The sequence below is a fragment of the Methylocapsa sp. D3K7 genome (assembly GCF_029855125.1).
Classification (GTDB): domain Bacteria; phylum Pseudomonadota; class Alphaproteobacteria; order Rhizobiales; family Beijerinckiaceae; genus Methylocapsa.
In genome coordinates this window covers 3,064,412-3,091,188 of the sequence record NZ_CP123229.1, presented here as the reverse complement: position 1 = coordinate 3,091,188, position 26,777 = coordinate 3,064,412, and the positions used below count along the sequence as shown (strand labels likewise).

Here is a 26,777-nt window from a genome sequence, read left to right as displayed (position 1 = left end):
CCTCATTGCGCACGATTCAGGCTCTTAGCCGCTTGCATTATTGGCCCTTCTGGCAGGGAATGCTTTTGCACGGCGATCCGCTTTCGCGACCCAAAAATGGAGTTTCCCTTGTTCGTATGTGCTGGCTTTGCCGCCCAAAGCGCGGACGATACACTTGGTCCTTTTTCCTTCAACCGGCGGGACCCCGGCCCGAAGGACATTCAGATCGAGATTCTTTATTGCGGCGTCTGTCATTCCGACCTCCATCAAGCGCGTAACGAATGGCACAACACGGTCTATCCCTGTTTGCCGGGGCATGAAATCATCGGGCGGGTGACGAAAACCGGCGCGGAGGTAACCCGTTTCAAGCAGGGCGATCTCGCCGGTGTTGGCTGCATGGTGGATTCCTGCCGCACCTGCGCATCCTGCCGGGAAGGTTTGGAGCAATATTGCGAAAAGGGGTTCAACCCGACCTATAACGGCAAAGAAACCGTTATTGGCGGCACGACGTTCGGCGGTTATTCCAATGCCATCGTCGTGGACGAGGCTTTCGTGCTGCGGGTGCCCGGCAATCTTGATCTGGCGGGTGTGGCGCCGCTTCTTTGCGCCGGGATCACCACTTATTCCCCGCTGCGTCATTGGAAGGTGGGAGCCGGACAGAAAGTGGGCATCGTCGGGCTCGGAGGCCTAGGTCACATGGGCGTGAAATTCGCGCATGCGTTCGGTGCCCACACCGTCCTGTTCACCACCTCCGAGAGCAAGGTGAAGGATGGCAAGCGGCTCGGTGCCGATGAGGTGGTGATCTCAAAAAATCCCAGCGAGATGGCCGCGCACGCCAGCAGCTTCGACTTCATCCTCGACACGGTTGCGGGCCCACATGAGATCAGCCGTTATCTCGATCTCTTGAAGCGGGACGGCACGCTGACTCAAGTCGGCGCACCCGAAAAACCCATGTCGGTCGAAATCTTCAGTCTCATTTTCAAACGCCGCAATTTTGCCGGCTCGCTGATCGGCGGCATTGCCGAGACACAGGAAATGCTCGACTTTTGCGCGGCTCACAATATCACAGCCGATGTAGAAGTGATCCCGATCCAGAAAATCAACGAAGCTTATGAGCGTATGTTACGAAGTGACGTCAAGTACCGGTTTACTATCGATATGAGTTCGCTGAAGCAGACGGCGTGAGCAAATCAATGAATAATTTCTTCGATGGTCCGTACTAGGACGGTGCCGTCATATGGTTTTATCAAGAACGTTCCGTCACGAGGCATCATATCGATGCGAATTCGATGGCCGGACGTGAGAACGATTCCTATTTCCGGCCAGCGCTGGCAAATACACTGAGCAAGTCCCAACCCATCGAGGGAGCCCGGCATCTCGACATCCGAAAAGACAACGCGCACCTCGGGGTGAGTTTCAAGCAGCCGCAACGCCTCGTCCGCATTGCATGCCTGCAAAACATCAAATCCCGCGTCCTTAAGAAGGTCGACGCCCATCAGTCGCACGAATGGCTCATCCTCAACAACGAGAACGACATCGTTAGGGCCGGAACTCTGCCTGGGCGATTTGACTGTCACGGGGAGGTAACATTAGCATTTGACAGAAGTTCCCGTGTTTTGATTAGTTGATTAACAAAGCATTGCGGTGCCGCTTTGGGCTCTTGGCGATCTTTGCTGTCGATTGCGCCCTGTCCGCGGTTACGCGAGCGGGCCTCCGGATGAGGAAATGAGTTTGCCGCAGTTTCCTTTCGAAAGCCGCTTCTTTTCAGCGGTCGATGGTCTACGCCTTCACGTGCGTGACTATGGCTCGCCGCTCGCGGCAGGCATCCCCATCGTCTGCTTGGCTGGCCTCACCCGTAATTCAGCGGATTTTGGCCCTCTGGCAAGCGCCCTCGCCGCCGGACAGGCCGGAGAAAAGCGGCGGGTTCTGGCGCTCGATTACCGCGGCCGCGGTCTATCGGATTATGACCCGGACTGGAAGAATTACAGCCTCGCTGTCGAAAACGGCGACGTGTTATCGATCCTCACCGCCCTCGAGATCGATGCCGCTATTTTCATCGGCACATCACGCGGCGGCCTTCATACCATGCTGCTCTCAGCAAGCCGGCCTGCTGTCCTTCGCGGTGCGGTTTTGAATGATATTGGTCCTGTCCTGGAGCCACGTGGAATGGCGCGCATCCGGGGCTATGTCGGCAAACTCCCGGCCCCGCGGTCGATCCCGGACGCCGTTGATCTGCTAAAGGAAATGATGAGCGAGCGATTCAACGGCCTCAGCCGGGCCGATTGGGAAACTTACGCCAAGATAACGTTCACTGATGCCGTCGGACGCATCGGTCCGCGTTACGATCAAAATTTGATGAAAACACTGATTGGCCTTGACCTTGAACAGCCCCTCCCTTCGATGTGGCCTCAGTTCGATGGACTGCGCGGCATCCCTTTGCTTATCCTCAGAGGCGCCAACAGCGATCTGCTTTCGGTTGAAACGCTCAACGAAATGAAAGCGCGGCATCCAGGCGCAGAAACCCATACGGTCAAGGGTCAAGGCCACGCACCGCTGCTGCTGGATCAGGAAACGATTGCCCGTATCTGCGCTTTCGTCGGCGAGATCGATCGCACGCCAGCAAGAGCGGAGTGATAGCTTAGGTGAGCAATTTTTCGATTCGATGGGCAATTTACGGATGGCGGGTTCGAGCGCCCAGTCCCCCAGTCAACCGCTCTTTCAACTCTTGTTCCCGCGGGCGCTAGACAATTGGCTCATCGCTCCTCTATAACCGCCGCTGCCCGGAGGCTCTCCAGAGTTCCGGCGGCGCCCAGGTAGCTCAGTTGGTAGAGCATGCGACTGAAAATCGCAGTGTCGGTGGTTCGATTCCGCCCCTGGGCACCAGCAAAATCAATAACTTAGCGATTTGCGTTTTCACCGTGTAGACACTTTTTCAGTCCGGTGTAGACACTTTTGGTCGCGATTTGTTTCCGTCCAGGCTCAAATTGACGACGATTCCCTTGGCTTTCTGGGAAAGTTTCGCGCCGCTCGAATAGTGCCGCGGAATGGTGTTGCCGAGGATGTCGGCGATCATCCCATCATCGGCGCCGGCCTCTTTCAGGCGTGTTCCCAAGGTATGGCGAAGGCCGTGGATCGTCAGGCCAGGGCCGATCAGGCCCTCACTCCGAAGGCTGTTACGGAACTTCGACCAGGACGAATTGAAGCCGGTCTCCGACCACGGCTGACCAAATGAGTTCACGGCGATTTGCACCGCATCGCTTGCCGGAAGCGCCTGTATGGCGTCGGCCAGGAGCGGATGAATGGGCGCCGAAATTTCTTTTTCCCGTTTGGCCGTCGTCACCGTAATCATGCCTCCGGCGATCGCCGCCTTGGTCACGGTCAACACGTCGGCCTTGCGGAGACCGGCACACATGGCAAGAGCGATCGGGACGCGAATATGCGGAGGCGCTTTCTCCAGAACGATCCGGCATTCTTCCTCCGTCCAGGGTCGATTCTGGACCAAACCGTCCCGCGGCTTGCGGATCTTTTTGACCCGCTCGGCCAGCGGGTTCTCTTTGATGAAATCATAATCCCGGCAAAACGGCAGCAGAATGCCAAGAAACGTGACGACATAGTTCGCCATCCATCGGCCGTGTTTGGGAAAAATCTTCTCGTCGCGAAGGCGTATGATCGTCGAGCGATTCAACGCGATCAAAGGCATGTCGCGGAGCGGCTCAAGGATGGCGATGGCCCGCTCATAGGAGACCCGGGTTTTGGGTCGCAGGGCGGCCCAAGCCGGAGTCCCGTGATAGGCATCTATCGCGAGGCCCAATGTTCCCGGCCTGGCGGTCTTTAGTTGCTGACTTTTTTCAATGGCGGCCAGCTCGGCGAAAAAAGCCGGCGATCCGAATTCGGCCTGGATCGGCGTCGCGGATTTACGATGGTAGCAATACCATATGCCGGTCCTGGGGTGCCGCCAGCGCCTAATCCCTTTTACCCGAACGAGCGTTCCCATGAGGGGCGTCCATCTTTTCGAGCCAATCCACGGTTTCAGAGGTCGCGCCGCGCGCGCCAAGCCTGTCTATCCAGTCGTCCAGGTCGCGGATGTCGTAGCGTTCCAGCCTCTTCCCCTGCCCCATCGCCAGAGGCTGCACCGGACATCGCGCCGTGAAAACGGCGAGGCTTATACCACAATAGGCCGCTGCCTGGGAGCGATCCAGCAAACGAGGCTCTATGGTGCGAACGCGAGCCATCGGGTCATTACCCCTGTGGCCATTGCGCAATTTCAGACTTTTTCTCGGAGCCCTGTACACGGTTCATATGCGCTGCTTTGCGTCGGAAAACGGCGTCAAGTGCCGTCATGCTCAACGTAGTGGCGCGGCAGTCCGGATTCCTGGTCGCGATCTGGTCAAAGTTGCCCCTGCCCTCCCCCGTCCATTTGTTTTTGCTCTTTGATGGTCATTTGTAGCGGCTCTCCTTGTGGCAAGCGTGAAGCTCCTCCTCTGACGTTTCGGCCCTTACAGGGTGCTGTTTGGCCCGCCGCTGTTCCAACGCCCGTGAACAACACCATGGACGAAAGGAACGACAATGACGAACCGAACCAGATACAGAACCGAAGCCGAACTGAAGGCGCTCTTTGAGCAGGCCGTCCGCGCGATCGGCTTTTACGAAGCTCAGCGCAAGGAAGCGCTGATGGCCCTCGAAAGTCTGAGACGGGCGCTCAATGCCCGCAGACCGAAGCCGCCGACACCTTAAACAAGGGTCCCGCCCAGCTTCGTATTGCGGGCAATAAGCTTGGCCAGAAATGATATGTGACCGGACCATGAACCGACAGGGCCGCCGAACGCTTCTCGGCGATCAACCGAGAGAGCGTCACCGAATGGCGAGACACCGAGTGGCTACTCCGGAAGCGCTGCTTTATGGCGCACCTAGCGCGCGGCCGGGCATCCGGACGCGCTGTGTGCCGCTAAATTCAAATGAAGAGCCGGTAGTCGTACGACGATGCGCCGAATCTTTGGAGTAGTGATCCAATACGTGCGATTTCGTTGGACGATTGAAGGGTCGCCGGAAACTTGGTGTAAAGATCGAAAGTGTTCCAGTTCATTTTTGAGAGCCCGAGTATTTCTTCGGCAATCTGCTGAAGGTCCGTTTTTCCTGCGTGTCGTCTGACCGTTAATGGCGCAGGAATCCGTCTCTTGCCCTGAAAATACTTACGGCGGGAATCCAGGGCGGTAGTCGCTCCATGCACCCAAACCAACGCCGTCCAGTCGTCAAGTTTCATCGCGGTGCCCCGCCGTACGGGGTAGTTGTCCTCATCCACCGCACCGTCACGACCGGGAACGGAGGCGACATAACGAAGAGCATTGTCGATCTGTATTTCGATCATGTCGAGAGTACGAACGCCGCGCAGGCCTTCCGCAAGTCCTTCCCGCTCGTCCTTGTTGAATGGAGTCCGTTTGTGCAAAACGACACGATCCGGGAGTTTGAACCGGGCATCGAAAAAGAGCTGTCTGATGGTTTCGCCTGTACGCCGGGCGTCATCCTTCGACATAAACGGATTGCCATGCCGGATTATGGGGTTCTCCACCTTGCTCAAACGGTACTGCAGTCCTTCCCCCCTCGCGCTGTAGATATGGCTGCATCCGAGAACGACGTGTTGCCCCCGCTCGGCATTGGGGTCGATACTGAAACCCAAACCAACAAACGCCGTATCTTGCGCCAGGCTATCCAGAACCCATGGGGTGCGCATGCCTTTGACGTACAAGGCAAGCGATAGCCACCACCAGACACGGCATTGATAACCGTCTGCAAGGGTTTCTTGAGTGAGAAACTGCGTAGCGGTACCGCGCTGAACACAATACGCTTTGACGAAGTCATGCACATCAAAATGCTCAACCTCGTTGCGATAACCCTGAAAAGTCTTCCAACGACTCGGATAGAAGATCAGGACGACATGGGGCGCATAAATCGATTGAAGCTTCTCCACGCCTTGGTTGATCAATCGTGCGACCTCCAAGGACGCCGCTTGCGGATCGCCTGACGATGGCTCTGGACAGACGACCCATCCTCGATGTCCGGGTTCCGGCAACTCGATCGGCAAACCATAGGCAGCCGCGAAGCCTGGATAATCCACGAGATAGTCCGTCTCGGTGGAACCGGGGCTATGTCGCTGATGGATTTTTTGAAGATACGCATGAAGCGCACCGGCTTCCGATGCTGGGCAAATAACACCCACGCGAAGAGTTGTCGCCATCCCGTGTGCGGTTAGCGGATAGTCGTAGGGGCGATTTTCGACGATGCCGCGGATGGGATGAGGACCTTTGACAGGGCCAGTGCCGGCCTTGTTGGAAAACACCAATTGCGGTTCTGACAGTTGCAGTCCTTGGTATTTTAGAAGCGGCTGCAACTTCGCTGGCACATTCACAGACGATCCGCCGTGAGGAAGACCGATTTCGCCGAACGCCGGCGAGCGCCTGATCTTGAACTTAAATGTCGATCCACAGTTATGCGGAAATTCGAATATGGTGGTTTCCTGATCCTTTTGGAAAAGTAGCGTGCGCCAATTGTTCACAACCTGATTGAAGGGCTTGTTATGCTGCCAACCGAGAATGCTCAGCTTTATCGGATTGGCGATTTCCGGTGCAACCTCGGTGCCTGCAATGTCCAGGACCTTGAGAGACGGTTTCAGGACGAGATACTGAATGCCTCCAATACGACGAAGAAATATCTGGACCGATGAGAACACTTGATAAGTCTTGCCGTCATCAGCGACTTTCTTGTCAGGGGTAAGTTTCCAAATCTCCTTTCGCCCGTCGGTCGCGAGCCCCGCGACGTCAGCCATCGAGCGCACCAGCGCCTGCCGCAAGAGCGAAACTATGGCGCCTTCGTCATATTGTAGTTCCGAGGGGGTGATCGGCGTTCTCTCAATCGGCCCCTTGATATTGTCTCCGAATGCCTCCTTGATCTCGTCAATGGTTCCAAGAGCAAGGACCTTGCCCTTGAACGGCAGGGCCACCGCCGCACGTTGAGCAAGCCTTTCGCGAATGTGGGATGTGACCTCACCATTTGGCGGCCATTGCTGCAAATCAAACTGCAGAACCTCTGCCGGGCATTCGATCGCAAACGCGTTGCTTTTAATGAGTGTGCTCGCCCGGAATTTTTGCACCCGGAATGGTTCGCGGGAGACGAGATCATTGGAGGAAAACTCTTCGAGACAGTCGTTGGCAGCCTTGCGCCGTTCCCCTTGAAGGCAGTGCAAGACAAGTCTCGTCAGGAGATCGTCGAACCCCATGCTGGGGACGTAGAAGGCTTGTCTCCCGCTGGCGCGTGCCTTTCGTATGAGCGAAGCAACCCTCTCAGGAACGTCACGATCGCTAAAGCCACACCAGTAAAGGACCCCCGCGCCATCGTGCGCGTAAGCGTCGTCGAGCGCGTCCATAACAGAATGATCGCGCCCGCTATATCCACAAACGATCAGAGAAGTGTTGCGCAAGTCGTTGACGAGGACCTGCCGCAATGCAGCTTCTTGGGTCTGCAGCTCTTCAGGCGTGTTCTTCAGGTCATCGTAACGGTAGTCGCCGTGAAGCGAGACGCACAGCAACTCGCCGGTGCTTGGCACTTGAGATATACGGCTTTGGCTATCGATCCCAACTTCACGCACTGTAAGATTACGACCGGCGGCTGCACGGGCCGGAAGGCCGTCAAAGTTAGTGGACCATACAGTGCGGATTAGATCCGCCTCTCCCAGGTGTCCGAGCAGTCGGTAGCCGATGTGAGATTGAGCATCTCGGACCTTCCGTTGGAAGAAAGCGCTTCGATCGGAAGCGATGGGAAAGCAACGTTTGATATAGAAGCCATACTCTTCGGACGCCTGCTCTTTCGGATAGCCGCCCTGCCGGTCCAGCCAATGCTGAATTTTACGCCTGACACCTTCCAAGGAGAGTTCGGCAAATTGATCTTCGAGGCCCGGGTTGTTGGTCAGGAAGATTTGTCGCTTCCACTCCCAGATACACATTTCTGCCGAGGGGATGCCTGATGTCGTCGACGCTCCGGCGCCGAGAAATAAGGCCAAGGGTGAGCGTTGGACCCCGAATGACCGGACGAAAGCATCGAGCGAAAGGATAAGATTCTCGGCGGTCTGCCCCGATAGTGCGGACGGTGTCTCCGAGATCTGAACTGTGGCCTGTTCAACAGACATTCGCTTCATACGCTATATCCTGAGGTAAAAGAAATCAAACATACCATATCTATACTTCGAGGAAAACGCTGGAGTCGGTGGGAGACCAGGCACGACAAGGAAAACCGATAAGTTCAATCTCCGTTCAAGGTTTGAGAAGATTGCGCGTTGCCCAACCTGACTTAGTAAAAGACGCCTTACTCAAACCTCGACGCGGGTACCGTTGAAGGCCTTTGATATGTAAAAACATATCATATAGCTATTTTGATCGGCTAGCGCATATCGTATCTTGCATACAGCAGCGACGTATGATATATTTTAGCATATCAAATTAAAAATTAGATATGCTAGGACATATCATGAACTATGCGAACGAAGAAATTATCGGGGCCCTCAAGGCGGCTCGTGAGGCGAAAGGTCTGAGCCAGCGGGACCTCAGCGCTAAGATCGGTGTCCCTCAGAGCCATATTTCCAAGATCGAGAGCGGCGGCTCGGACCTTAAGCTCTCGAGCCTCGTTGAGCTCGCGCGCGCACTCGATCTTGAACTCGCGCTCGTGCCGCGGAAGCTCATGCCTGCCGTCGACGGCATCATCCGCAGCGTCGCAGTGCAGGGCTCTGCCGAAGCACGGCAAAAGGCAACCGTGGTTAACCGGGCGCAAACAGCGGTCACAAAGCTAGCCCGGCTCCATCCGGAGATCGCCGATCTGGAGCGCCTCGCCCAAACGGTCCGCGAACTCGCGAATTTTCAGCTCGATAGCGCTGAGTTGACAACTATACGCAACGCGACTGACAGGCTGAAGAAGATTCAGAAAGGACCCCAAGCACTCTCCGAAATCCGCCGCACCACGGAACAGTTACGGACTCTGCGCAACAGGATCGCGCATGCCGTCCCAGAGCCGCCGCACCCTGCATACAGCCTGGATCAGGAGGATGACGATGCCTGATGTCTCTGTCCTCGACGTCCTTCTGTATAGCAATCCGATCGGTACCCTGACGCTCGTACAGGGTGGCAGGACGCTCTTCGCCTTTAACCAGGCTTACATTGACGATCCCGCCCGGCCTACCTTGAGTCTATCGTTTAAGGACCAGTTCGGTAATATCCTGACCGATATCGCCCCGACTCAAGCTGTCGTCCCACCGTTCTTCTCAAACTTGCTGCCGGAAGGCCCCCTCCGCGACTATCTGGCAAATCGGGCGGGTGTGAGCCCGAAACGCGAATTCTTCCTCCTCTGGATTCTCGGCCGCGACCTGCCAGGCGCTTTAACCATCCGTCCGGCTAATGGAGAAGCTTGGCCGCCGGGACCCGAAGGAGAAGACGCCGAGGAACGCAAACGCAGCCGCCGCAATGCACTGCGCTTCTCGCTTGCTGGGGTCCAGATCAAATTCTCGGCCGTCAAAAACACAGGCAAGAATGGCGGCCTGACTATTCCGGCCGAAGGTGTAGGCGGCTCGTGGATCGTCAAGCTTCCTTCCGATCGCTTCGCAGGCGTACCTGAGAACGAGTTCTCAATGATGACTTTGGCCTCGCGCCTTGGCATGGATGTCCCCGAGGTCCAGCTGCTCGATCTCGATGCGATTGATGGCCTCCCGGAAGGCATCGGCAATCTCAGCGGTCCCGCGCTCGCAGTGCGGCGCTTCGACCGGACCGATGAAGGGCCGGTGCATATCGAGGATTTTGCGCAAGTGTTCGGGATCTGGCCCGACGACAAATACAAGAAAGCGAGTGCACGCAATATCGCAACCGTGCTCGGTGTTGAAACCGATGATGACGCCGTCGCGGAATTTATCCGCCGGCTGGTCTTCAATACGCTGATCGGCAATGCCGACATGCATGTGAAAAACTGGTCACTGATCTACCCCGACCGGCGCACGCCTGCGCTTGCGCCGGCTTATGACTTTCTGTCAACGATCCCGTACATTCCCGACGAGTACGCGGCTATCAAATACGCCCGCACAAAGCGCATGAGTGAATTCTCGCTGGACGAACTTGATTACCTCGCCGCCAAGGCGCGTCTGCCAGAAAAGCTGGTGCGCGATACAGCAGTTGAAACCGTCGCGCGTTTCCGCGATCTGTGGGCGTCCGAGAAAGGGCACTTGCCGCTGGGGAAAAGCGTGATCGACGCCGTCGAGGCGCATATGGCAAAGCTGGCGCTTTTGCGGTCCAATGCCTGAGCTGCGTAGTCCAAAACCCATTAGTCAACGAGATTTAGGGAGCTGGAAAAGCAAAATTGGCGAAACCGAGAATTCACAGATGCCGATTTCCATAGATAAAAATGCAAATCCAAGCGACCAGATAGCCAGCACCAAGCGTTCTCGCGGGGTTGTCGTGCCCGCCCTCAAAGTACGCTATCTTAATTCGCAATTGTCAGGCGCCATCAGCACGACCGCTCCAGCCGGATATTTCAGTCACCCTGGGAGGTAATAATGCGCTGGTTTTCAATGTTGGCGATTTTTATGGTGGCAAGCGCCGCCGCGTTGGCCGCCGGGCTCTGGATCTGGCATGGGAAGTCGCAGATTCTTTACGAGAGGGACCGCGCCACTCTCGAATGGCAAAGCGCCAAGCTAGCTGAAAAAGTTTATTCCGTCGGAGCCATTCCGGACGCTTGGGGCGCGGGCCTATTCTTGTCAGACAGAGGTCTGCTCGCGGCGGCTTCCACCCTGAAGGGCATGCGGATCGCGTCCGAGAAGGACGATGTCACCTTAACCTTTGGCGACCTGTCGATCCGGTCCAAACCCTCTTTTTTAGAAGTCGAGATCGCGCTCAGCGCCACTTCACCAAGCCGAAACGCGGCGCTGAAGGCGAAAGTTGTGGCCGAGTTGGTCTTCGCGGGCATCAGTCAAAAAGACAAGCGGACTGCGATCCTCCGTTTCGGGTTGATCCCCATTGAAATCGTACCAGAGGTCGGATGGTACGGCTTCGACTTGAAGGGCGGCAAACTAGCGTCGGACCTCATCGCAGGCGAGCTCCTCGCCGAACTGATCGGTAGCGCACCGATCGAACTGCCTGTACCAAACGGCGTTTCGGCGGACCTCGGCGGCGAACGGACCGGGACCGCCCCAATCAACAAGGATCTCGGCTCCAAACTGACTTACTCACTGACACTACACCCGATCAAGTTGGCCCAGGAGCTGAAGGCTGTGTCGCCCCTTTTTTTGAAGGGTGGGCTATGGCTGCTGGCGTCCGATAAACCGATCGACGGAATTTCTCGCCTTCAAGATCCTGCCGGACGCTCGCAGGAGATTCTGGTGCGCGAGACCAAGGAAATCCAGTCGAAACTTGAAGTGGTCGGTTTACCAGCAGACGACGCAGTCGTCTGGATTGGCTCCGAACTGCTGCTCTCCGCTGCAAATCGAGTCGCTGCCTTGCCGCCAGACCTGCGGAGTGTCTCGTTCCGATCGACCAAGGTGGAGGGACGCATTGCTGAAAAGAAATGGCGCGACGATGTCCTAGGCGACGGGGGAGCGTTTGCAGAATTCGTGGACAACAATTCGGTAACAGGCAGCGCGCTCGTGAATCGGCTCACGCCAAAATGGATCGCCGATGTCGGGCTCGACGTGGAAACGCGCGTCGATGTTCATGCAGATGCGAAAGTGCACGTACACGTCGACCCTCTGATCGGGGGTGGTGTAGGCACCTCGGTCGGTCTTGTCGGGAATGCCTCAGCGGGGCTAGGTGCGACCATCGCGTTTACGGCGGACGCCGTGGACGGCGCTCGGGTGTTGGTCGCCAGACCCAAAGGAAGGTGTGGTTCGCTTACCGTCGAACTGAAGACAGATGGCAAGGCCAAGACTGATTTCGGGTGGATGACGGTTCCATCGATCGGCATTATACGCCACCAGCCCATTGATCTCTCGGTCATGGCACCGGCCCCAATCTTCGACGACTTGCCGCGGACCATCGACGGCTGGAACACCGACGGCAGTGCGCGCGTGGTGGACCTGAAGACGCGCAAGGTGACGGTGGAACCGGCATGGCGATATATGAGGGCGAAAATCGCGGTTATGGACGCGAAGGCGACAACATCGGGCTGGCTTGTTGGCGCAGAGCTTGAAGTGGCTCCATCCCAACACCCGGTTGATGCGACGGTTCTGGCACAGCAACGGGACAAGATCCGAGCGGCGATCGCGCAACCGGGCCCAAGTTCGTGCGCGGATGACGGTTCGACCGAAATCACGTTCGGTGACGTTCGCATTGGACCGAACAACGAGATTGTGAAGTTCATGGTAAGCATCGGCAAGTTTACCAAGGAGATGGCGAACAGGATTCCCCGCGAAGTGAACAAAGAAAAGCTGAAGGAGTGGATCAACGACCCACCTGGTTCATTCGGGAGAAGCGATCCGGGAAAGGCGGCCGGGACGGTGGTCAATACTGTCAAAAAGCCGGTCCGGAACTACTGCAAACACAACTGGTGCCCTTAAGTCATGGGTCCGCGCAGTCGTGCCGGCCTACTTCAAAAGGAGCCTCTGGGGCGCAATCTGGTGTACCGTCTAATCGCCAAACCACTGAACCGGCGTGTGGGGCGTGGTCCCAGACTCGCACGTCCACGTCACAGTGAACCCTATGTCAGCGTCAGTGCACTAGCGATATTTTGACCATTGTCGTACCAAAGACCAGCTGAGCCAGCCACAGACTACGATTACAGCGAAGTAGAGGTAAAACTGAAGCGGAGGGTAAATCCACGGCATGTTGTCCTTCACGTCCTGAATACACATCTTGGACGCGAACCCGCCCTGCAGTGAAAAGTCGTAGAGAAACCTTAGGTGATCAAATCCGATGCAAGGCACCGACGCCGGGACTAAGTCGGTGCAAAACTGAACAACAAAAAAGATCGCAGCAAGGGTTGGGAACGCAAAAAGGAGATAGTGCAACCCGCCACTCCTTCGCATTCCTTTGCTGCGAATCTCTTCGAGGATCTCGTACCTCGCAACTTCAAGGCTATCGGATTCCAACTTCGTTGAGAGGAGGAATAGAATCGCGAGAACGGGTCCCCCGATGACGATCACTCCCGGGCTTACCGCAATCGAAATGCCTAAGAAGGAGCCATTCCCTGCTGTTTGACCGGTCCTAGTCAAGGCGCAGAGAAATAAGAGGAGAAGGCACCGGTTTCCGAGTGTGCGAAGAAATGCGATTTCTGCCGTAAGATAGGAAAGCATAGGTCATGTTCTCGAACGAGAGCCAAAAAGGTGAATCAGGCTGCAGCGTAGCTGCCCCACTCAGGTAACTCAAACAATAAGATTTGTTATCGAACTGGAACACCGAGGTGTAATCAAGCGTCCGCTTCAACAGTGATCAGAAGAATCAAATTCGCCACAAACTCGCCACAGGCCGAGACGGACCGCTTCGGAGAATCGCGGATTTCTGCGGGTTTTGGCGGGGCGTTTTTTGTGGCAAAAATCGCTGTTTTTTGCTTGATTCCGAAAAATATCAGGTCGCAACCCATTGATTTCTCAAATGGAGCGGGTGAAGGGAATCGAACCCTCATAGCCAGCTTGGAAGGCTGTTTATTTTGTTGCGTAATCAGATGTCTGTCTCCAGATTCGCCACAACTCGCCACAAGCAATGAAGGCAGCCTAATTTCGAATAAGCTAGGTGTGGGCCTTTTTGTGCCTTTTCTCCGTATGTGGCACCCGAGGAAACTTGCCACAGAGTCACTCATGCAAACGACTCTATCCGACTGCGACAGATGTCGAAAAGCTGCAGCGCCATTTTCTCGTGTTCTGCTTCGTAGTCCAGCGCTTTGGGCAGCGCGATCCGGTCTATCGCTTCTTTCATTTGCCCCAGCATTTGATCGATCGCCGCATCAGCATCCCCCGCTTTCAATCCGGCCGTGGCAGCGAACGCGCGAAAGTCGGCACGACGGAGCCTGTCGTCCTTGCCGTTGAGTTTGAGCGCCAGATGATCGTGCTTCAGGCGCGGAAAAACACGCGTGGTCACGGCGTCGTAGAGTGGCGCTATCCGAACGCTCCGGAACTTTTGCTCCCCCGGCTCTGCGATCTTGAGAAGTGCCATATTCTTGAGGTGCATGTCACCATCGGCGATCAACCAGGCGAAAAGCGCGCGCTTGAGAACGATCAGAAGGTCTTCTTCGGGTGCTGTCGAGAGGGGCCTGATAGCACGGGCAACGCGCTCCATCGTCCCTTTGTATTTGTCCTGTGTCGGAAGTTCGAGCACGGAGCAAAAATCTTCGAGCGCCAGCATGCGGCTGTCGTCGAGGCTTTCGCGTATGTCGAACCGTTCGACAATCAACGCCGGTGGCATGCCGTCTGGCATGGCGACAAGCGCCGTGGCAGGTGTCGCAAAACCGGCCGCTCTGCCAAGTGCCATATCCAGCCATTCGATCATGGGAAGAGCGTCGTATCCGCTGGTTCCAGCAGGCTTCAGGATGTGCGTAAACGGGTTGCTGGTACTGGGCGAAAGGGCGCCGCCAGCATCAAGATACATCGGCGCTTTAATCTGGACGCCCGATAGCCGTGGCGTATCGGCGCTCTCGTAGATCTGCGCCAGATTGCGCTCGAAGCTTTCTTCGATATCGCTGCGGCCCGGACCGGCGTAGCGGCCGGTAAACGTCCCGTCCGTTGTGAATTGTTCCAGGCGAGTCAGCAGGACATCAGGGGGTAGAGCGGCCAGCTCGTTTTGCTGCTCCACGATTGTGATATTCGACATGTAGCGCCTGCCTGACCGCAGCAGCGCGCGCTCGTCCTTGTCTTTGAGGACAGTTTCGAGCCAGCCCTCCGGCAACAGGGACACAATGAACGGCGGTAACTTGCCGGGCGTGGTCTGCCTGATGAGCGGCGGGCCGCCATCTTCAATCGGGTTCCATCGCCATTCAAATCCGTCGTGACGCAGGTGACCGACCGGCTTGCCATGCCACGCGACGATCAGATCAAGCGCGGCCTGGTTTTTTGCCGGTGCTACGGCGGGACGATGGAGAAGAAACCGCTCGGCAAGCTCCCCTTCGCGATACCATTCATTCTCGCGGGCCAGCGCCCAAAGCGCATCCGCTGCCGCTTTAGGACTGCCGTACTCTTCGACCAGACGGAGGGCGATAGCATCGCGCATGTCCTCATCGATCGAGGCCGCATGCTCGCTGCGCAGACGAAATCCTTCAAGGAAGCGCTGACGAATGGAAGAAACGTTTATATGAAATTCACCCATGCCCTCGTCGATGACGGCTGAACCGATAGACGGATGCTTCGGCGCTTCGTTCTGGATGATTTCCAACGTCCGGATGCGGGTGCGCTGAATACGTCGGCCGCTTAGAAAGAGCCGGCCGTCACGGGTCGGCGCTAAAAGAACCGCACTGGCCCCCGACAGATAGGCACGAGGATAGAGGTATTTTGCAATACGGATGGCATGCCTGAGCACCGTGGCATCGGCATCATCACCCGCATCCACGTAAATGCCCCGCATAAGCTGAACGAGCTTCCCCGTCTCGGCCTGGTAATGGCTGCGGGTCTTGTCTATTGTTTCGCCGACGAGATGAAGGGCCATTTTTCTAACTTTCGCGTATCTCACATACGGATAAGTTAGGAGATTTTGGCATAAATTTCAAGAATATTCTAACTTTTGCGTATCTCACATACGGGAAAGTTAGATTTTATGACTAATCGGAGTTCTGCCAGACACGCGAAAACCCACCTCGAATGGCTAGTGTGCGGACGGCAAAAGGCAACGGTTACACGCTGGCCTCCGATGATGCCCGTTTAGGTTTCCCGAGAATCTCCGCTGCCAACTCTTCCGCCGTGCCCTTGTGCGCCTCATCGCGGCCTTTGAGCAGATGCCCATAGACGTTGAGCGTAACCTCGATCTTCGAATGCCCCATCGCGTGCTGGATGAACTTCAGATCCTTGCCCTTCTCGATCAGTTTGCTGGCGAAATAGTGCCGCAGCGCATAGGGCGAATACATCGGACGCCGGACGCGTTTGCCGTCGATCTTCTCCGTCCTCATCAGTCCCGCTTCCTCCATTAACGGCAGCCAGGCTCCAGCACGGAAATTATTAAGGGCCACAGGCCTGCCGGAATCCGTCGGGAAAACCAAATCGTACTTCGAGTCCGGACAGTACTCCTGCCATTCGAACACCATATCGGTGACGATGCGCGGCAGATAGATTGTGCGTTTACCGGCTTTGGATTTCACCGGACCGATGATGCCCGTCTTGTCGGCACGCTGCTTCACATGCACCGCCGTCTCGGTGATATGCGGCCACGCCAGACCACGAATTTCCGAGGGACGCATACCTGAGAAGCCGGCGAGATAGATCATGGGCCGATAGCGCCGCCAGCATTTCTGCATGTAATCGTTTTTATCGCCCATGATGTCGGCGGCGGCGTAAATATCCCGGATTTCATTATCGGACGGGATCTCGATTTCGGACTCCTCATCTTCGTAGCGGCCACTGGTTTTGATGGTGATGTGTGCGACCGGATCGTCCTTGATGAACCCCTGGTGCTTCATTTCGATGATGATCGAGTGAAACGACGAAAGCGTACGCCGTGCCAAATCGCGACTTTTTGTTTGTAAAAGCCAGTTGCGGAAGTGCACGACATCGGACGGCTCAAGCTCAGGCAGATTCTTCGTCCAAGTATATTCCTGAATCACGCGTCCGCGACGGCGGTACTCTTTGAAGGTTTCCGGCTCGACTTTCTCGCGACCATCGCGGCCGATTTTTTCACAAATATCGAGCCAACGCGTAACCGCCTCGGAGACAGTAATAACGCCAGCCGAAGGGCGCTTGGGCAGACTACCGAGATTTTGAGAGAAGGCGCGGGCTTCTTTCAACGTGTCAAAGGACGCGTATGTGTAGCCGGATTTGGCTTCGTTGCTTGGGTATCGAATCTGATACGTTACGCCCTTCGTGCCTTTTCTTTTTCTAATATCTGCCATAAGCGAACAATACGTTAGGCGCGCCGCGCTAAGCAAGATTTTCTACGTTCAATACGCATTCTAATATTGATTTGCGCCCCGCTTCTGGAAACAGACAATTTTCAGGTTTTGTGCTCCCTTGAGGCAATGGCCGGGTGGGTCCAAGGCCGGGTCCGAACCCGGATGCTCGACGGTGGCTAGTAGATAAAGCCCAACACTTAATACTCGACCAAAAGGGCAGCAAAGGGTGGGTTTCTGACGATCCGCTTGCAGGGAGGAAGTGTCGAGATCGGACATTCCGGCGAATGGCGAGGTCTGGCCTACAGCGGCCGATCCGGTTTCAACCAACTTCTGCGGTAAGCTGTCGTTCCGAAACCGACCCACAATCGGTCATCGTGCTTGCGGTCATCGTGCTTGTCAAAGCCGCCTCCCATAAGAGAGCCTACCTCATCGTTGGGGAATGTGTCAGTGTCAGATTTTCAAAAATCGGTAGGCGAAGCGATCGGTCTCGCCCTTGATCGAGGGATCGAAGACCTTGATCGAGTGCGGATCGTCCTCGTTCGCGAGCATGGTGCTTTCCGCGTCCAGTACGAAGCCCGCCGCCTCCACCTCCTCGCGGACGGACGCAGGGTCGATCCGATGCAGCGACTGGGCGTCGCTCGTGCCCGCCCCTGCGGCGGCGGCGTGGTCGACGATGACGTATGACCCACCGGGCTTCAGCCGCTTGTAGACGGCTCGATTGAAGTCGGTCGCCGTAGCGCCTTTGGCCTGGGTCAGCGCGGTGTGGAGATCGTGGTAGAACAGGTGCAGCCACAGGACATCTGCTGGTTGCGTGGCTTCCGGCAGCGCCAAGAGATCCGCTGAGACGGCATCGACGTTCTCCCGCCCTGGCTCCTTCGCAAGCGTCCGCATGCGGCCGACCGGATCGGTCTTGAAGTGGGCGACTTCGGCCGGCACGAAGCTGTAGACCCGTCCTTCGGGTCCCACGACGTCGGAGAAGAGGCGCGTCCAGTCTCCGTCGCCTGGGTACACGTCGATCACGGTGGAGCCCGCATCGATGCGGGCGAACCGGATCAACTCGGATAGCTTGGATTGGTCGTACATCGGGATCTCCTGTACGGTTGGGCATTCGACGAGCGGGCGGCGTGCGAGGGGCAATCCACGGCTGGATCCATCGTCTACCCTGGGCCCGATGGCCGCAGGTGGCCAGCGCTACGCCGCCAGCTCGTTCGGGTCGCGCCGATATGAAGCTTCAGCGGCTTTCGCCGCCATCGTCGCATGGGCCCACCAGACGAGCTCATCCAAAGCCGACTTCGTGGAGGCAAGCAGGTGTGCCTCGATGTCTTCGATGGGCTTGTTTGCACCCATCGGGGAGGTCGACATGAAATCGGCGCCGCCAATGTTGACGGTGGGGGCGGTCGAAACCATTTGCAGCGCACTCGTGATTTGGCGTAGATGCTCAATCGCGCGCGCCGCTCCGGCCCCGCCGTAACCAATGGCAGTGAACGGCTTCCGTCCCCACTCCTTATAGGCTTGGTCGAGCGCATTCTTCAGCACACCCGTGATCGAGCTGTTGTATTCGGCCACCACGAAAACGAAGCCGTCGTATCGGGCGAGTGTCTTCTGCCAGCGCAATGCCTCGGCGTTCTCGCTGGGCGTCGACATAGGCGGCCCCTTCTCATCGAAGAAGGGCATCGGATGGTCGCGCAGGTCGACAAGCTCCGCCACGAGGTCGTCACGGGCCTGGGTCTGTTTCAGCATCCAGCCAGCGGCCTTGTCGGCGTACCTACCGGGCCGGGTCGAGCCAATTACGATGGCGATGCGGGGTTTGGTGGTCATGATAACCTCATATTTTTTTCGCCAAGTTGCTGCTGCATTAAGGAAGGCACATAGTAGCAATGAAAGGATGCGATCTTCCCGCCTTCAAGGTGATAAACATCGCACCCTGGGACATCGATTGTCTTGCCCGTTGGAGGTAGTGTTCCGGTAGGTAGAATCAGATCACCTTTATGCGTACCCCGAATGGCGATTTCGACCACAACGACGTTCTCCGCGACGTAGATGCTAAGTAACTCACGGTGGACGTCCGGGAATGCACTTGCCAAGCCAGCAATGGATTCACCAATGGCCTTCCCGCGGAACTTCGTGCCGGAAGCCATATCCAACATAAATCCTTCGTCAGAGAACATGGAGACAAACTTCGCGGTATCCAGTGCTTGCCCCTCTCCGGCGGCATAGAGGTCTCTGATAATTTTTTCATTATTATGCATCTTGAGTGCCTGTCAGGGCTTCACGAACCGATAGGCGAAGCGGTCGGTCTTGCCTTTGATCGATGAATCGAACGCCTTGACGGAATGCGGATCGTCCTTCTTCGCGAGCATGGTGCTTTCCTCGTCCAGCACGAAGCCTGCGGCCTCTACCTCCTTGCGAACGGATACAGGGTCAATCCGATGCAGCGATTGGGCGTCACTCGTACCCGCCCCGGCGGCGGTGGCATGGTCGACAATGACATAGAACCCACCGGGCTTCAGTCGCTCGTGGACGGCTCGGTTGAAGTCGGCCGCCGTCGCGCCCTTGGCCCCCATCAGCTTGGTGTGGAGATCGTGGTAAAACAGATGCAGCCATAGAAGATCCGCTGGCTTCGTGACCTTCGGCATCGCAACGAGGTCGGCCGAGACGGCTTCGACATTCTCTCGGCCCGGTTCCTTCGCCAGCGCCTGCACTTTGCCAAACTGATCTTTCATGACATCGGTGATTTCGGTCGGCACGAAGCTGAAGACACGCCCTTTAGCTCCCACAATGTCGGAGAACAGCCGCGTCCAATCGCCTCCGCTCGGGTAAACGTCGAGGACCGTTGAGCCCAATTCGACTCGTGAGAACCGGATCAACTCGGATTGCTTGGATTGGTCGTACATCTGATTTCTCCTTTAACTTTCTCGCATTCGAAAAAGCGTACGGCGTCTAGTGCTACGCAGCCAACTCGGACGCGCCCTTTTGCGCGGCGCGTGCTAGTGCTTGCGTGTCAATATATTCCTTGAAGCGCGCGACTTTACCATCGCGAATAGTTAAGTCGAAAACCCATTCGTCATAGAACGGCTTATTCGTCGCATAGATTTTTCCTTCAGCGACGCCGACGACCATCACCCGGTCTCCCTGTGCCACGAATTCAGGGGGCGTGGTAAATTTCATGTCCACCTCTTGAGATGCCTTCTTAATCAACGCTGCCAATTCCTTGTGTCCGCGATACGTGCCTGCCAGCGGCCAGTCTTTGCCCGGTATGATCCACTGGATATCTTCGGTAACCAACGCCAGCAGGTCAGGCTCATCATCGCGCTCATTGTAGTTGCCCATGGCAGCCAAGAAATCTTTCACAACCTGTACATTTTTTTCGGTGCTCATTGTGGTCTCTCCTTTGCATATTAGAGTTAGTGTCCGATTAGATCGGACATTTCGGAACCATTCCGTCTCGAGGCAAATCACACGGTCGCAAATCGATTACTGCTCCTTCTTGAACACATTCTGGAAGATAAGGTGAGCCTTGATTAGACCTGCGCCATGCCTCCATCGACGGCGAGTTCTACGCCGGTTATGTATGAACTTTCTTCGGAGGCAAGAAACGCCACGGCAGCCGCAATTTCCTCGGGCTTGCCTCTGCGTCCGAGCGGAACCTGCGTGGTGAACCCTGCTATCGCTTGTTCCATCATTTCAGGGGGGATGCCCGCTTTCTCAAGTGCCGCAGTTTCGATGGGTCCGGGGCTTACCCCATTCACACGGATTTTGCGGTCTTTTAGTTCCATGGCCCAGCTACGCACAAAACTGCGCACAGCCGCCTTAGTCGCGGCATAGACAGCAAACGTTGGTAATCCCATTACGTTCGCGACCGAAGTGGTCAGGATGATCGAACCTCCATCTTTGAAGAGGGGAATAGCCTTCTGGACGGTGAAGAATGTTCCCTTCGCATTTAAATCGAAGGTTTTGTCGAAATGAGCTTCGGTAACCGCTCCAAGTGGTGAGACTTCACCCCAGCCGGCATTTGCGAAAAGTGCATCGATGTGACCGTGTTTCTCTTTCACGACGGCATAGAGCCGGTCCAAATCCTCAAGGCGCGTTATATCACCCGTGACCGTCGTGACGTTTTTTCCGATAAGGGCTGCGGCCTCTTTCAGCTCTTTTTCTCGTCGACTAGTAATCACGACATGCGCGCCTTCTTCCACGAAGCGCTTAGCAGTGGCCAAGCCAATACCGCTCGATCCGCCCGTGATGACTGCAACTTTACTGTCGAGCTTTCCCATGACTTTTCCTTTCATGCTTTCTAATTATCTTCGGGAGGGCATTCATGCCCCGTTGCGATACAAATCCCCCCGATTCCCGCGAAAACGCCCTCGCTAGATCAGTCCCTCATGGGTCATCGCGGTTTTCAGCGAGGGACGCTCCATCAAGCGATCGCGGAACGCATCGAGATTCCTACCGGCGGCCGAAGATGAAGACGAAGGCGCCTTCCTCGATGAATCGCTTTGCCGAGGCGAGGCCGATGCCGGTGGCGCCGGTGATCACAGCGGTCTTTCCATTCAGTCCGGTCATGTCGTGCATCCTTCCAGGCTTCCGCCTTGGTCACTCGGGAACGCGCCCGAGACCTTCAACATGGGTCTGCCGGGGTAAGGCGGTGAGTGCGGAAGCGCGCACATCGGTGGTGCGAAATCGATCCGGTACAGCTACTAACGGCAGCCGCGACGATAAGGTTCCGCCGTTCGGAATTGGGCCGCGCTCGTCGACCTGTGTTACGATGAGCGCTCGTACGGCTGTACGATGAGTTAGGCTTTGGAAGGCGCACCCTGCGGTGCCGGATTGCACCATGATCGATTGGGATGACGTTCGCTACTTTCTTGCCGCCGCGCGCGGAGGCTCAGTGCGGGCCGCCGCCAAGCGTCTCGGAGTGAACCACGCGACCGTGCTGCGACGCATCGCCCAGCTCGAGGAACGCCTCGGGGCGCAGATGTTCGAAAAGCTGCCTTCGGGCTACCGCTTGACGGCTGCGGGCGAGGAGGTCCTCGAGCTCGCGAACCAGATGGAAGCGTCATCGCACCAGCTTGAGACGCGCGTCTTCGGCCGTGACCAGAGCGTGCGCGGGCTTCTGCGGGTGACGTTGACACCAATCCTCGCGACACACCTGCTCATCCCGGACTTCGCCGAGTTCGCGCGTCTGCATCCGGACATCGAGATGGAAATCTTGTCGTCCGGCGAGCTGGCAAATCTGACCAACCGCGAGGCCGACGTCGCGATCCGCGTCGTCTACGACCGCAAAACCCTGCCGCTCAATCTTCACGGCCTGAAGGGACCGGAGCTGTTCGGCGGCGTCTACATATCCCGCGATAGACTCGCCGCGTGGCGTGCGGGCGCGCCTGATCCCATCCGGTGGATCGTCATAAGCATGCATGGCATTCCGGAGTGGGCCAGCGAGGGTGAGGTTCGCACCACGGGAGTTCCGTTCAGGACCACGGACGCCGCGGCGGAGATCGTTGCTGTACGGCAAGGGCTCGGGATCACGACGCTGCCGTGTTTCGTCGGAGATGTCGACCCCCTACTGGTGAGGGTGCCGGGCACCGACCTCCACATGTACGGAACGCTCTGGCTTCTCACACAGGGGGAGACACGCAAGACCAAGCGTGTCCGGCTCTTCACGGAGTTCGTATCCCGCAGGCTCGCCGCATACGCGCCGCTTCTCGCGGGGCTGTCCGTATCGCGCGAGGCGACGGTGCAGCCGTCGCCGGCCAGATGACCGAATGGCGGCATGGCGGCTTTTAGGAGCAAAGAAACTTTGGCACGAATGACCGAATGTGGCGCAGAGCCGCTATCAGCCCGCACTGGCGAATGACTGGCTTGGGGATTGGCGGCCCTATTCGCCGATGACTTGGTAGGGTCGAAAGCCGTCATTTGTCGCGGCGGATACCGAGCGTCGGATTTCGGCCACTAGAACTCACAATTGCGCTCCGCATCGACCTGCCTATTGAAATAAGCGCTCAACAGCGCGTTCCTATCAATTTTGAGCCGTCCCTCGATGGGATCGATGAACCAGGGTAGCTTGCGTTTTCCATTCGCGTTCATGTCTGATACTAATGGCCCCGCGGGATGACTCATTGAGTGGATTCCCTTGGCGGCGGTTTTCTGATTCCCTTGGCGCGGAGGATTCGCGCCATGCCATCAGCGGTGAAATTGCGAGAGGACTATTTGGCCAAGGAGCTTCGGGTGTTGGCCCGGCGCTCAAAGAACGTCAACCAGAGTCGCCGGCTGTTATCGCTGGCGGCAGTGCGGGACGGGATGGATCGGAGGGCGGCGGCCAAGATCGGCGGGATGGATCGGCAGACGCTGCGCGACTGGGTCCATCGCTTCAACGCCACCGGGCCAGAGGGCCTCATCGACAACTGGACAGAGGGCCCCGCGCCGCGCCTGTCAGCCGCGCAGTTGGCCGAGTTCGCGACAATCGTCGAGGCCGGGCCGGATCGTGAGAAGGATGGCGTCGTGCGTTGGCGCCGGGTGGACCTCAGGCGCATCATCGCCGAGAGGTTCGGCGTCGACTTCCACGAGCGCTACGTTGGAAAGCTTTTGAAGAAGCTCGGCTTCTCGCACATCAGCGCAAGGCCGCGCCATCCAGCCCAGGACGAACAGATCGTCGAGGCGTTCAAAAAAACTTCCCGCGCGCGCTGAAGGCTCATCTCGACAAACTGCCAGAGACGACGCCGGTCGAAGTCTGGTTCCAGGACGAAGCCCGGATCGGCCAGAAGAATGGCCTCGTCCGCCAGTGGGCCAGGCGTGGAACGAGGCCAAGGCAGCCCGCCGACCAGCGCTACGACAACGCCTATCTGTTTGGCGCGATCTGCCCCGCCCGCGGCGTTGGGGCGGCCCTCGCGTTGCCTTATGCGGACACCGGCATGATGCAGCTCCATCTCGACGAAATCTCGCACAACGTCGCCAAGGGTGCGCATGCCGTCCTGCTGCTCGACAGGGCCGGATGGCACACCACCAGCCAGCTCAACGTGCCCGAAAACATCACGCCGATCTTCCTGCCTTCGCGCGCGCCGGAACTGAACCCGGTCGAGAACATCTGGCAGTATCTGCGTCAGAACTGGCTCTCAAACACCGTCTTCGAAAATTACGATGCCATCATCGACGCAGCCTGCGCCGCCTGGCGAAAGCTCATAGCCCAGCCTGAAACAATCACATCCATCGGGATGCGAGAATGGGCTCACGTCGGTCAGTCGCTATGACCTTTGGTATGACGAGCGCTTTATCTGGCGTTGAGTCAGGTGAATATTCATCTCAGCAAGAAGCTGTCGGGCTTGATCAAGATCGAGATAGTGAGGTCTGTGACTAACAAAACCCGGCTTTCCGGATGAGCTGCCTTTCGGTAGTCGGCCATCGCGGCGGTCATGCTTTCCAGTGTCATCCCCGTTCGTCTCAGTCACGCTGCTTTCTGTGATCCCGGCGCCAAATGTTTCCAATATCTTATTATAAACCTGTTTTTTGGACAACCTACAGGCGTATGCAGGCGATCAATCGTGGTCGTACCGATCGCGCTGCCGGCTGCGACCGCCGTCATCCTTGCCTCTGTCCCGCTTTTTGTATGATCCATCGGCTTTGCGCTCGGCCGCCGACCGCCTGGCGCGCCAGTCCCGCCGGGGTGATTTTTCGACAGTCGGCGCACGGTCGGCTCCGTTTCCCGGGTTCTTATCGGCCTTCCGCTCGCGTTCCGGTTTGGCAGTTCCGGAGGCGGCCTCCCGGAACTCGTCACGATGAGATTGCTGCTGGTCGCCCTTGTCTTGCTGGGGCTCCGGAATTGGGAACTCCTTACGATAATCCGACCAGACCTTCTCGCGTTCAGCGGCGAGCTGCCGCCAAACCGCCTTCTGTGCGGCGACCTCGGAGGCGTGGCGGGTCTTCATGGCGTCCAGGTCCTTCTGGAATTCCTGCGAGAGTTTCGCCAGTTCAACCCGGCGCGCCGCTTTCAGGGTTGCCGCTCTCTCGTTGCGGCTCTGCGCCTGTCGCTTCCGCAGGGCTTGTTTCTCGGTTTCTTGCTGTCGCTCAAACTGCTTCCGGCGGGCAGCGGGGCTGATCATCAGCTTGAACAGGCTGGCAAGGCCGCCCCGCTCTCTCATGGCCGCATAGTGAAGGCGCACGGCGTTGCCGATCGCGCCAAGAAGGGAATGCTCGCGGGCGTTGAAGAGGCGGCGCTGGGCAAACTGCGTGCGCCCGATTTGCTTCCATTCGGCGCTTTCCTGAAGGTCGTGAAGCGCCTGCTCGGTGTAGGGATGTGGCGGTTTTGTTCGCCTACCTTTCCAGATGGCGTCGATGAACGGCTGGTAGCGATCGTTCACGGCCTTGCGGTCGGCTGTATAGCTGTTCCATAGTTTCTCGGACTCGGCGTTGCGCGCTTTGAACGCGCTGGCCTGCGCTGCCTTTAAATTGGCGACATGAGCGGCATAGGCGGCTTTGATGTCGGCGGCACGCTGTTTTGCTTTTTCGCCGTTGAGCGTCCGGGTGGCTTCCCACTCCTCGCGCGACTTCGCCTGGGTCGGTCGCTTCGGCGGCTCGATGCCATTGTCGAGCGCATGAAACTTTGCCCGCCGGTCGGGACTGCGAATAACGCCCTGGGTAACTTCGTAATTATCGGCCCAACGATCAAGTTTGTGGGCGTCGTTCGAAAGGGACACGGCCTGGCCGATTTCAGGATCGACCAGATTGACGATGACATGGACATGCTTGTGGGGACGGTCGGTATGTTCGACGATGACCGACTGGCAATGCTCCATGCCGAGGGTGCGCAAGGCGTCGAAGGCGGTTTCGCGCATATGGGCCTGATCGGGGTTGTCGGCCTCATGCCAGTTGAGGGTAAAAGCGTAAACCGGCCTGGTCAGCTTGCGCCCGGTGGCCTTGACGCCGGAGCGTTTCTTCAACTCATCGGCGGCATCGCACAGGGCTTTCATTTCGCGCCAGGCGCGGTGCGGCTCGTCAGTCGCCAGATTGTGCAGTTCCACGAAACCGACGCGCTCGGAGGTTTGGGCGTCCTTGTCGTGCAGGACATACACAAGAGCGCCCTTGAACGACGTCCCGCGCCCTCTGGTGTTTCTACCCTTCGCCCAGTTCATCCAAGGCCTGCCCCGGCGCGTCGATGCGCCTGAGCAGGCGGCGCAACTCGTCCAGGATGGACTCGATGTGGCGTGCGCGGAATGTGTCGCCGGTCGCGTTGCAGGCACGAGCAATCTGATTGAGGTTTGAGCCGATCCGGGCGAGGTCGTGCCGATCGATCGCGCTTAACGTACGCGACTTGCGGACCAGGATCGCGCCGGACAACGCCTGCTCCCGGACGAAGTCCGAAAGCGGGATATTGTTTTCCGCCGCGCGTCCCTCGATGATCGCCATCTCGTCCTGACGCACGCGAGCCGAAATAAGCAGCTTGCGTTTTTCGGAGTCGGTTTTCCGAGGCCTGCCGCCTTTGCGGAAGGGGGGTGTTTGTCGAGTCATGTGTCATGGCCGCTTACCAGCGGGGATTCAGGGGGCGCCCCCCTGACGAGCGTTTTTGTATTACAAAAACATTGCTCGCTATCCCCTATACTTAGTATATGGCCATACAACTCACGATTTCAACAGTTATGGAAGCACTCTATGGGTTAGAAACAACCAGTCCTGTAGCTTTGTACAATATTGAATATTTCTGTACTTTTCAATCAACGAGGCATTTAATTTGAGTTTGCTAATATTTTCAGATGTATAGGTATGGTCGTAGA

At 57.2% G+C, this 26,777-nt stretch carries 21 protein-coding genes, 1 tRNA gene and 1 pseudogene; 9 read left to right on the top strand and 14 right to left on the bottom strand.

Annotated elements, in window-relative coordinates; genetic code table 11:
- The first annotated feature begins 108 nt into the window (after nt 1–108).
- Entirely contained in the window at nt 109–1,164 is a 1,056-nt protein-coding gene (locus tag QEV83_RS14625) for an NAD(P)-dependent alcohol dehydrogenase (protein WP_280128433.1), read from the top strand.
- Nucleotides 1,165–1,169: 5 nt separating this feature from the next.
- Here the strand turns inward: QEV83_RS14625 and QEV83_RS14620 are convergent, their stop codons facing one another.
- A complete protein-coding gene (locus QEV83_RS14620) occupies nt 1,170–1,556 on the bottom strand; it encodes a response regulator (RefSeq protein WP_280128432.1) in 387 nt (128 codons plus the stop codon).
- Nucleotides 1,557–1,704: 148 nt separating this feature from the next.
- Between QEV83_RS14620 and QEV83_RS14615 the strand changes: the two genes are divergently transcribed.
- Together QEV83_RS14615 and QEV83_RS14610 are read left to right on the top strand one after the other, a co-directional pair.
- Nucleotides 1,705–2,613, top strand: coding sequence for an alpha/beta hydrolase (locus QEV83_RS14615; protein WP_280128431.1), 909 nt, complete (start codon nt 1,705–1,707; stop codon nt 2,611–2,613).
- Between the two features lie 173 nt (nt 2,614–2,786).
- A tRNA-Phe gene (locus QEV83_RS14610) sits at nt 2,787–2,862 on the top strand.
- Nucleotides 2,863–2,911: 49 nt separating this feature from the next.
- On the opposite strand, the gene QEV83_RS14605 is transcribed toward QEV83_RS14610, so the two are convergent.
- A complete protein-coding gene (locus QEV83_RS14605; RefSeq protein WP_280128430.1) occupies nt 2,912–3,973 on the bottom strand; it encodes a tyrosine-type recombinase/integrase in 1,062 nt (353 codons plus the stop codon).
- A 572-nt stretch (nt 3,974–4,545) separates the two neighbouring features.
- On the opposite strand from QEV83_RS14605, the gene QEV83_RS14600 reads away from it, so the two are divergent.
- The gene (locus QEV83_RS14600) at nt 4,546–4,713 is read left to right on the top strand and encodes a hypothetical protein (protein WP_156964460.1); all 168 of its coding nucleotides are present in this window, start codon (nt 4,546–4,548) and stop codon (nt 4,711–4,713) included.
- A 217-nt stretch (nt 4,714–4,930) separates the two neighbouring features.
- Here the strand turns inward: QEV83_RS14600 and QEV83_RS14595 are convergent, their stop codons facing one another.
- Entirely contained in the window at nt 4,931–8,164 is a 3,234-nt protein-coding gene (locus QEV83_RS14595; protein ID WP_280128429.1) for an SIR2 family protein, read from the bottom strand.
- A gap of 329 nt (nt 8,165–8,493) precedes the next feature.
- Here QEV83_RS14595 and QEV83_RS14590 point away from each other — a divergent pair, with 329 nt between their 5' ends.
- The 3 genes from QEV83_RS14590 (at nt 8,494) to QEV83_RS14580 (ending at nt 12,553) form a co-directional block, all read left to right on the top strand.
- Nucleotides 8,494–9,078: a helix-turn-helix transcriptional regulator gene (locus QEV83_RS14590; protein WP_280128428.1), complete on the top strand. Its 585-nt coding sequence runs from the start codon at nt 8,494–8,496 to the stop codon at nt 9,076–9,078.
- On the top strand, nt 9,065–10,306 hold the full coding sequence (locus tag QEV83_RS14585; RefSeq protein WP_348273230.1) for a HipA domain-containing protein: 1,242 nt from the start codon (nt 9,065–9,067) through the stop codon (nt 10,304–10,306). Before QEV83_RS14590 ends, QEV83_RS14585 begins: the two co-directional genes overlap by 14 nt.
- A 252-nt stretch (nt 10,307–10,558) precedes the next feature.
- Entirely contained in the window at nt 10,559–12,553 is a 1,995-nt protein-coding gene (locus QEV83_RS14580; RefSeq protein ID WP_280128426.1) for a hypothetical protein, read from the top strand.
- 1,234 nt (nt 12,554–13,787) lie between these two features.
- On the opposite strand, the gene QEV83_RS14575 is transcribed toward QEV83_RS14580, so the two are convergent.
- From QEV83_RS14575 to QEV83_RS14535, 9 genes and pseudogenes are all read right to left on the bottom strand, one after another.
- Nucleotides 13,788–15,626, bottom strand: a complete 1,839-nt coding sequence (locus QEV83_RS14575) for a type II toxin-antitoxin system HipA family toxin (RefSeq protein WP_280128425.1) — start codon at nt 15,624–15,626, stop codon at nt 13,788–13,790.
- Nucleotides 15,627–15,810: 184 nt separating this feature from the next.
- Complete coding sequence (locus tag QEV83_RS14570; RefSeq protein ID WP_280128424.1) at nt 15,811–17,019, bottom strand: site-specific integrase; 1,209 nt, start codon at nt 17,017–17,019, stop codon at nt 15,811–15,813.
- 450 nt (nt 17,020–17,469) lie between these two features.
- The gene (locus tag QEV83_RS14565; protein WP_280128423.1) at nt 17,470–18,102 is read right to left on the bottom strand and encodes a class I SAM-dependent methyltransferase; all 633 of its coding nucleotides are present in this window, start codon (nt 18,100–18,102) and stop codon (nt 17,470–17,472) included.
- 108 nt (nt 18,103–18,210) lie between these two features.
- Nucleotides 18,211–18,837: an NADPH-dependent FMN reductase gene (locus QEV83_RS14560; RefSeq protein WP_280128422.1), complete on the bottom strand. Its 627-nt coding sequence runs from the start codon at nt 18,835–18,837 to the stop codon at nt 18,211–18,213.
- Nucleotides 18,834–19,268 carry an ester cyclase gene (locus QEV83_RS14555; RefSeq protein WP_280128421.1) on the bottom strand — a complete coding sequence of 145 codons (435 nt, stop codon included), beginning with the start codon at nt 19,266–19,268 and terminating at the stop codon, nt 18,834–18,836. Before QEV83_RS14555 ends, QEV83_RS14560 begins: the two co-directional genes overlap by 4 nt.
- 12 nt (nt 19,269–19,280) lie before the next feature.
- The gene (locus QEV83_RS14550) at nt 19,281–19,913 is read right to left on the bottom strand and encodes a methyltransferase (RefSeq protein WP_280128420.1); all 633 of its coding nucleotides are present in this window, start codon (nt 19,911–19,913) and stop codon (nt 19,281–19,283) included.
- Nucleotides 19,914–19,965: 52 nt separating this feature from the next.
- The gene (locus QEV83_RS14545; RefSeq protein WP_280128419.1) at nt 19,966–20,397 is read right to left on the bottom strand and encodes a nuclear transport factor 2 family protein; all 432 of its coding nucleotides are present in this window, start codon (nt 20,395–20,397) and stop codon (nt 19,966–19,968) included.
- Nucleotides 20,398–20,540: 143 nt separating this feature from the next.
- Nucleotides 20,541–21,290 (bottom strand): glucose 1-dehydrogenase, encoded by a 750-nt coding sequence (locus QEV83_RS14540; protein WP_280128418.1) that lies wholly within the window; start codon nt 21,288–21,290, stop codon nt 20,541–20,543.
- A 175-nt stretch (nt 21,291–21,465) separates the two neighbouring features.
- Nucleotides 21,466–21,579, bottom strand: a pseudogene (locus QEV83_RS14535) (oxidoreductase); the annotation flags it as partial.
- 271 nt (nt 21,580–21,850) lie between these two features.
- Between QEV83_RS14535 and QEV83_RS14530 the strand changes: the two are divergent.
- Complete coding sequence (locus QEV83_RS14530; RefSeq protein ID WP_280131081.1) at nt 21,851–22,774, top strand: LysR family transcriptional regulator; 924 nt, start codon at nt 21,851–21,853, stop codon at nt 22,772–22,774.
- Between the two features lie 416 nt (nt 22,775–23,190).
- Nucleotides 23,191–24,260, top strand: a protein-coding gene (locus QEV83_RS14525; RefSeq protein WP_280127821.1) for an IS630 family transposase whose coding sequence is annotated in 2 segments (ribosomal slippage) — nt 23,191–23,677 and nt 23,677–24,260 — 1,071 coding nt in all. Because the reading frame shifts where the segments join, the coding sequence is not laid out codon by codon here.
- A gap of 285 nt (nt 24,261–24,545) precedes the next feature.
- Here QEV83_RS14525 and QEV83_RS14520 read toward each other — a convergent pair.
- A complete protein-coding gene (locus tag QEV83_RS14520; RefSeq protein WP_280128417.1) occupies nt 24,546–26,138 on the bottom strand; it encodes a relaxase/mobilization nuclease domain-containing protein in 1,593 nt (530 codons plus the stop codon).
- Nucleotides 26,119–26,514, bottom strand: coding sequence for a plasmid mobilization relaxosome protein MobC (gene mobC, locus QEV83_RS14515; RefSeq protein WP_280128416.1), 396 nt, complete (start codon nt 26,512–26,514; stop codon nt 26,119–26,121). Before mobC ends, QEV83_RS14520 begins: the two co-directional genes overlap by 20 nt.
- Between the last annotated feature and the right edge of the window lie 263 nt (nt 26,515–26,777).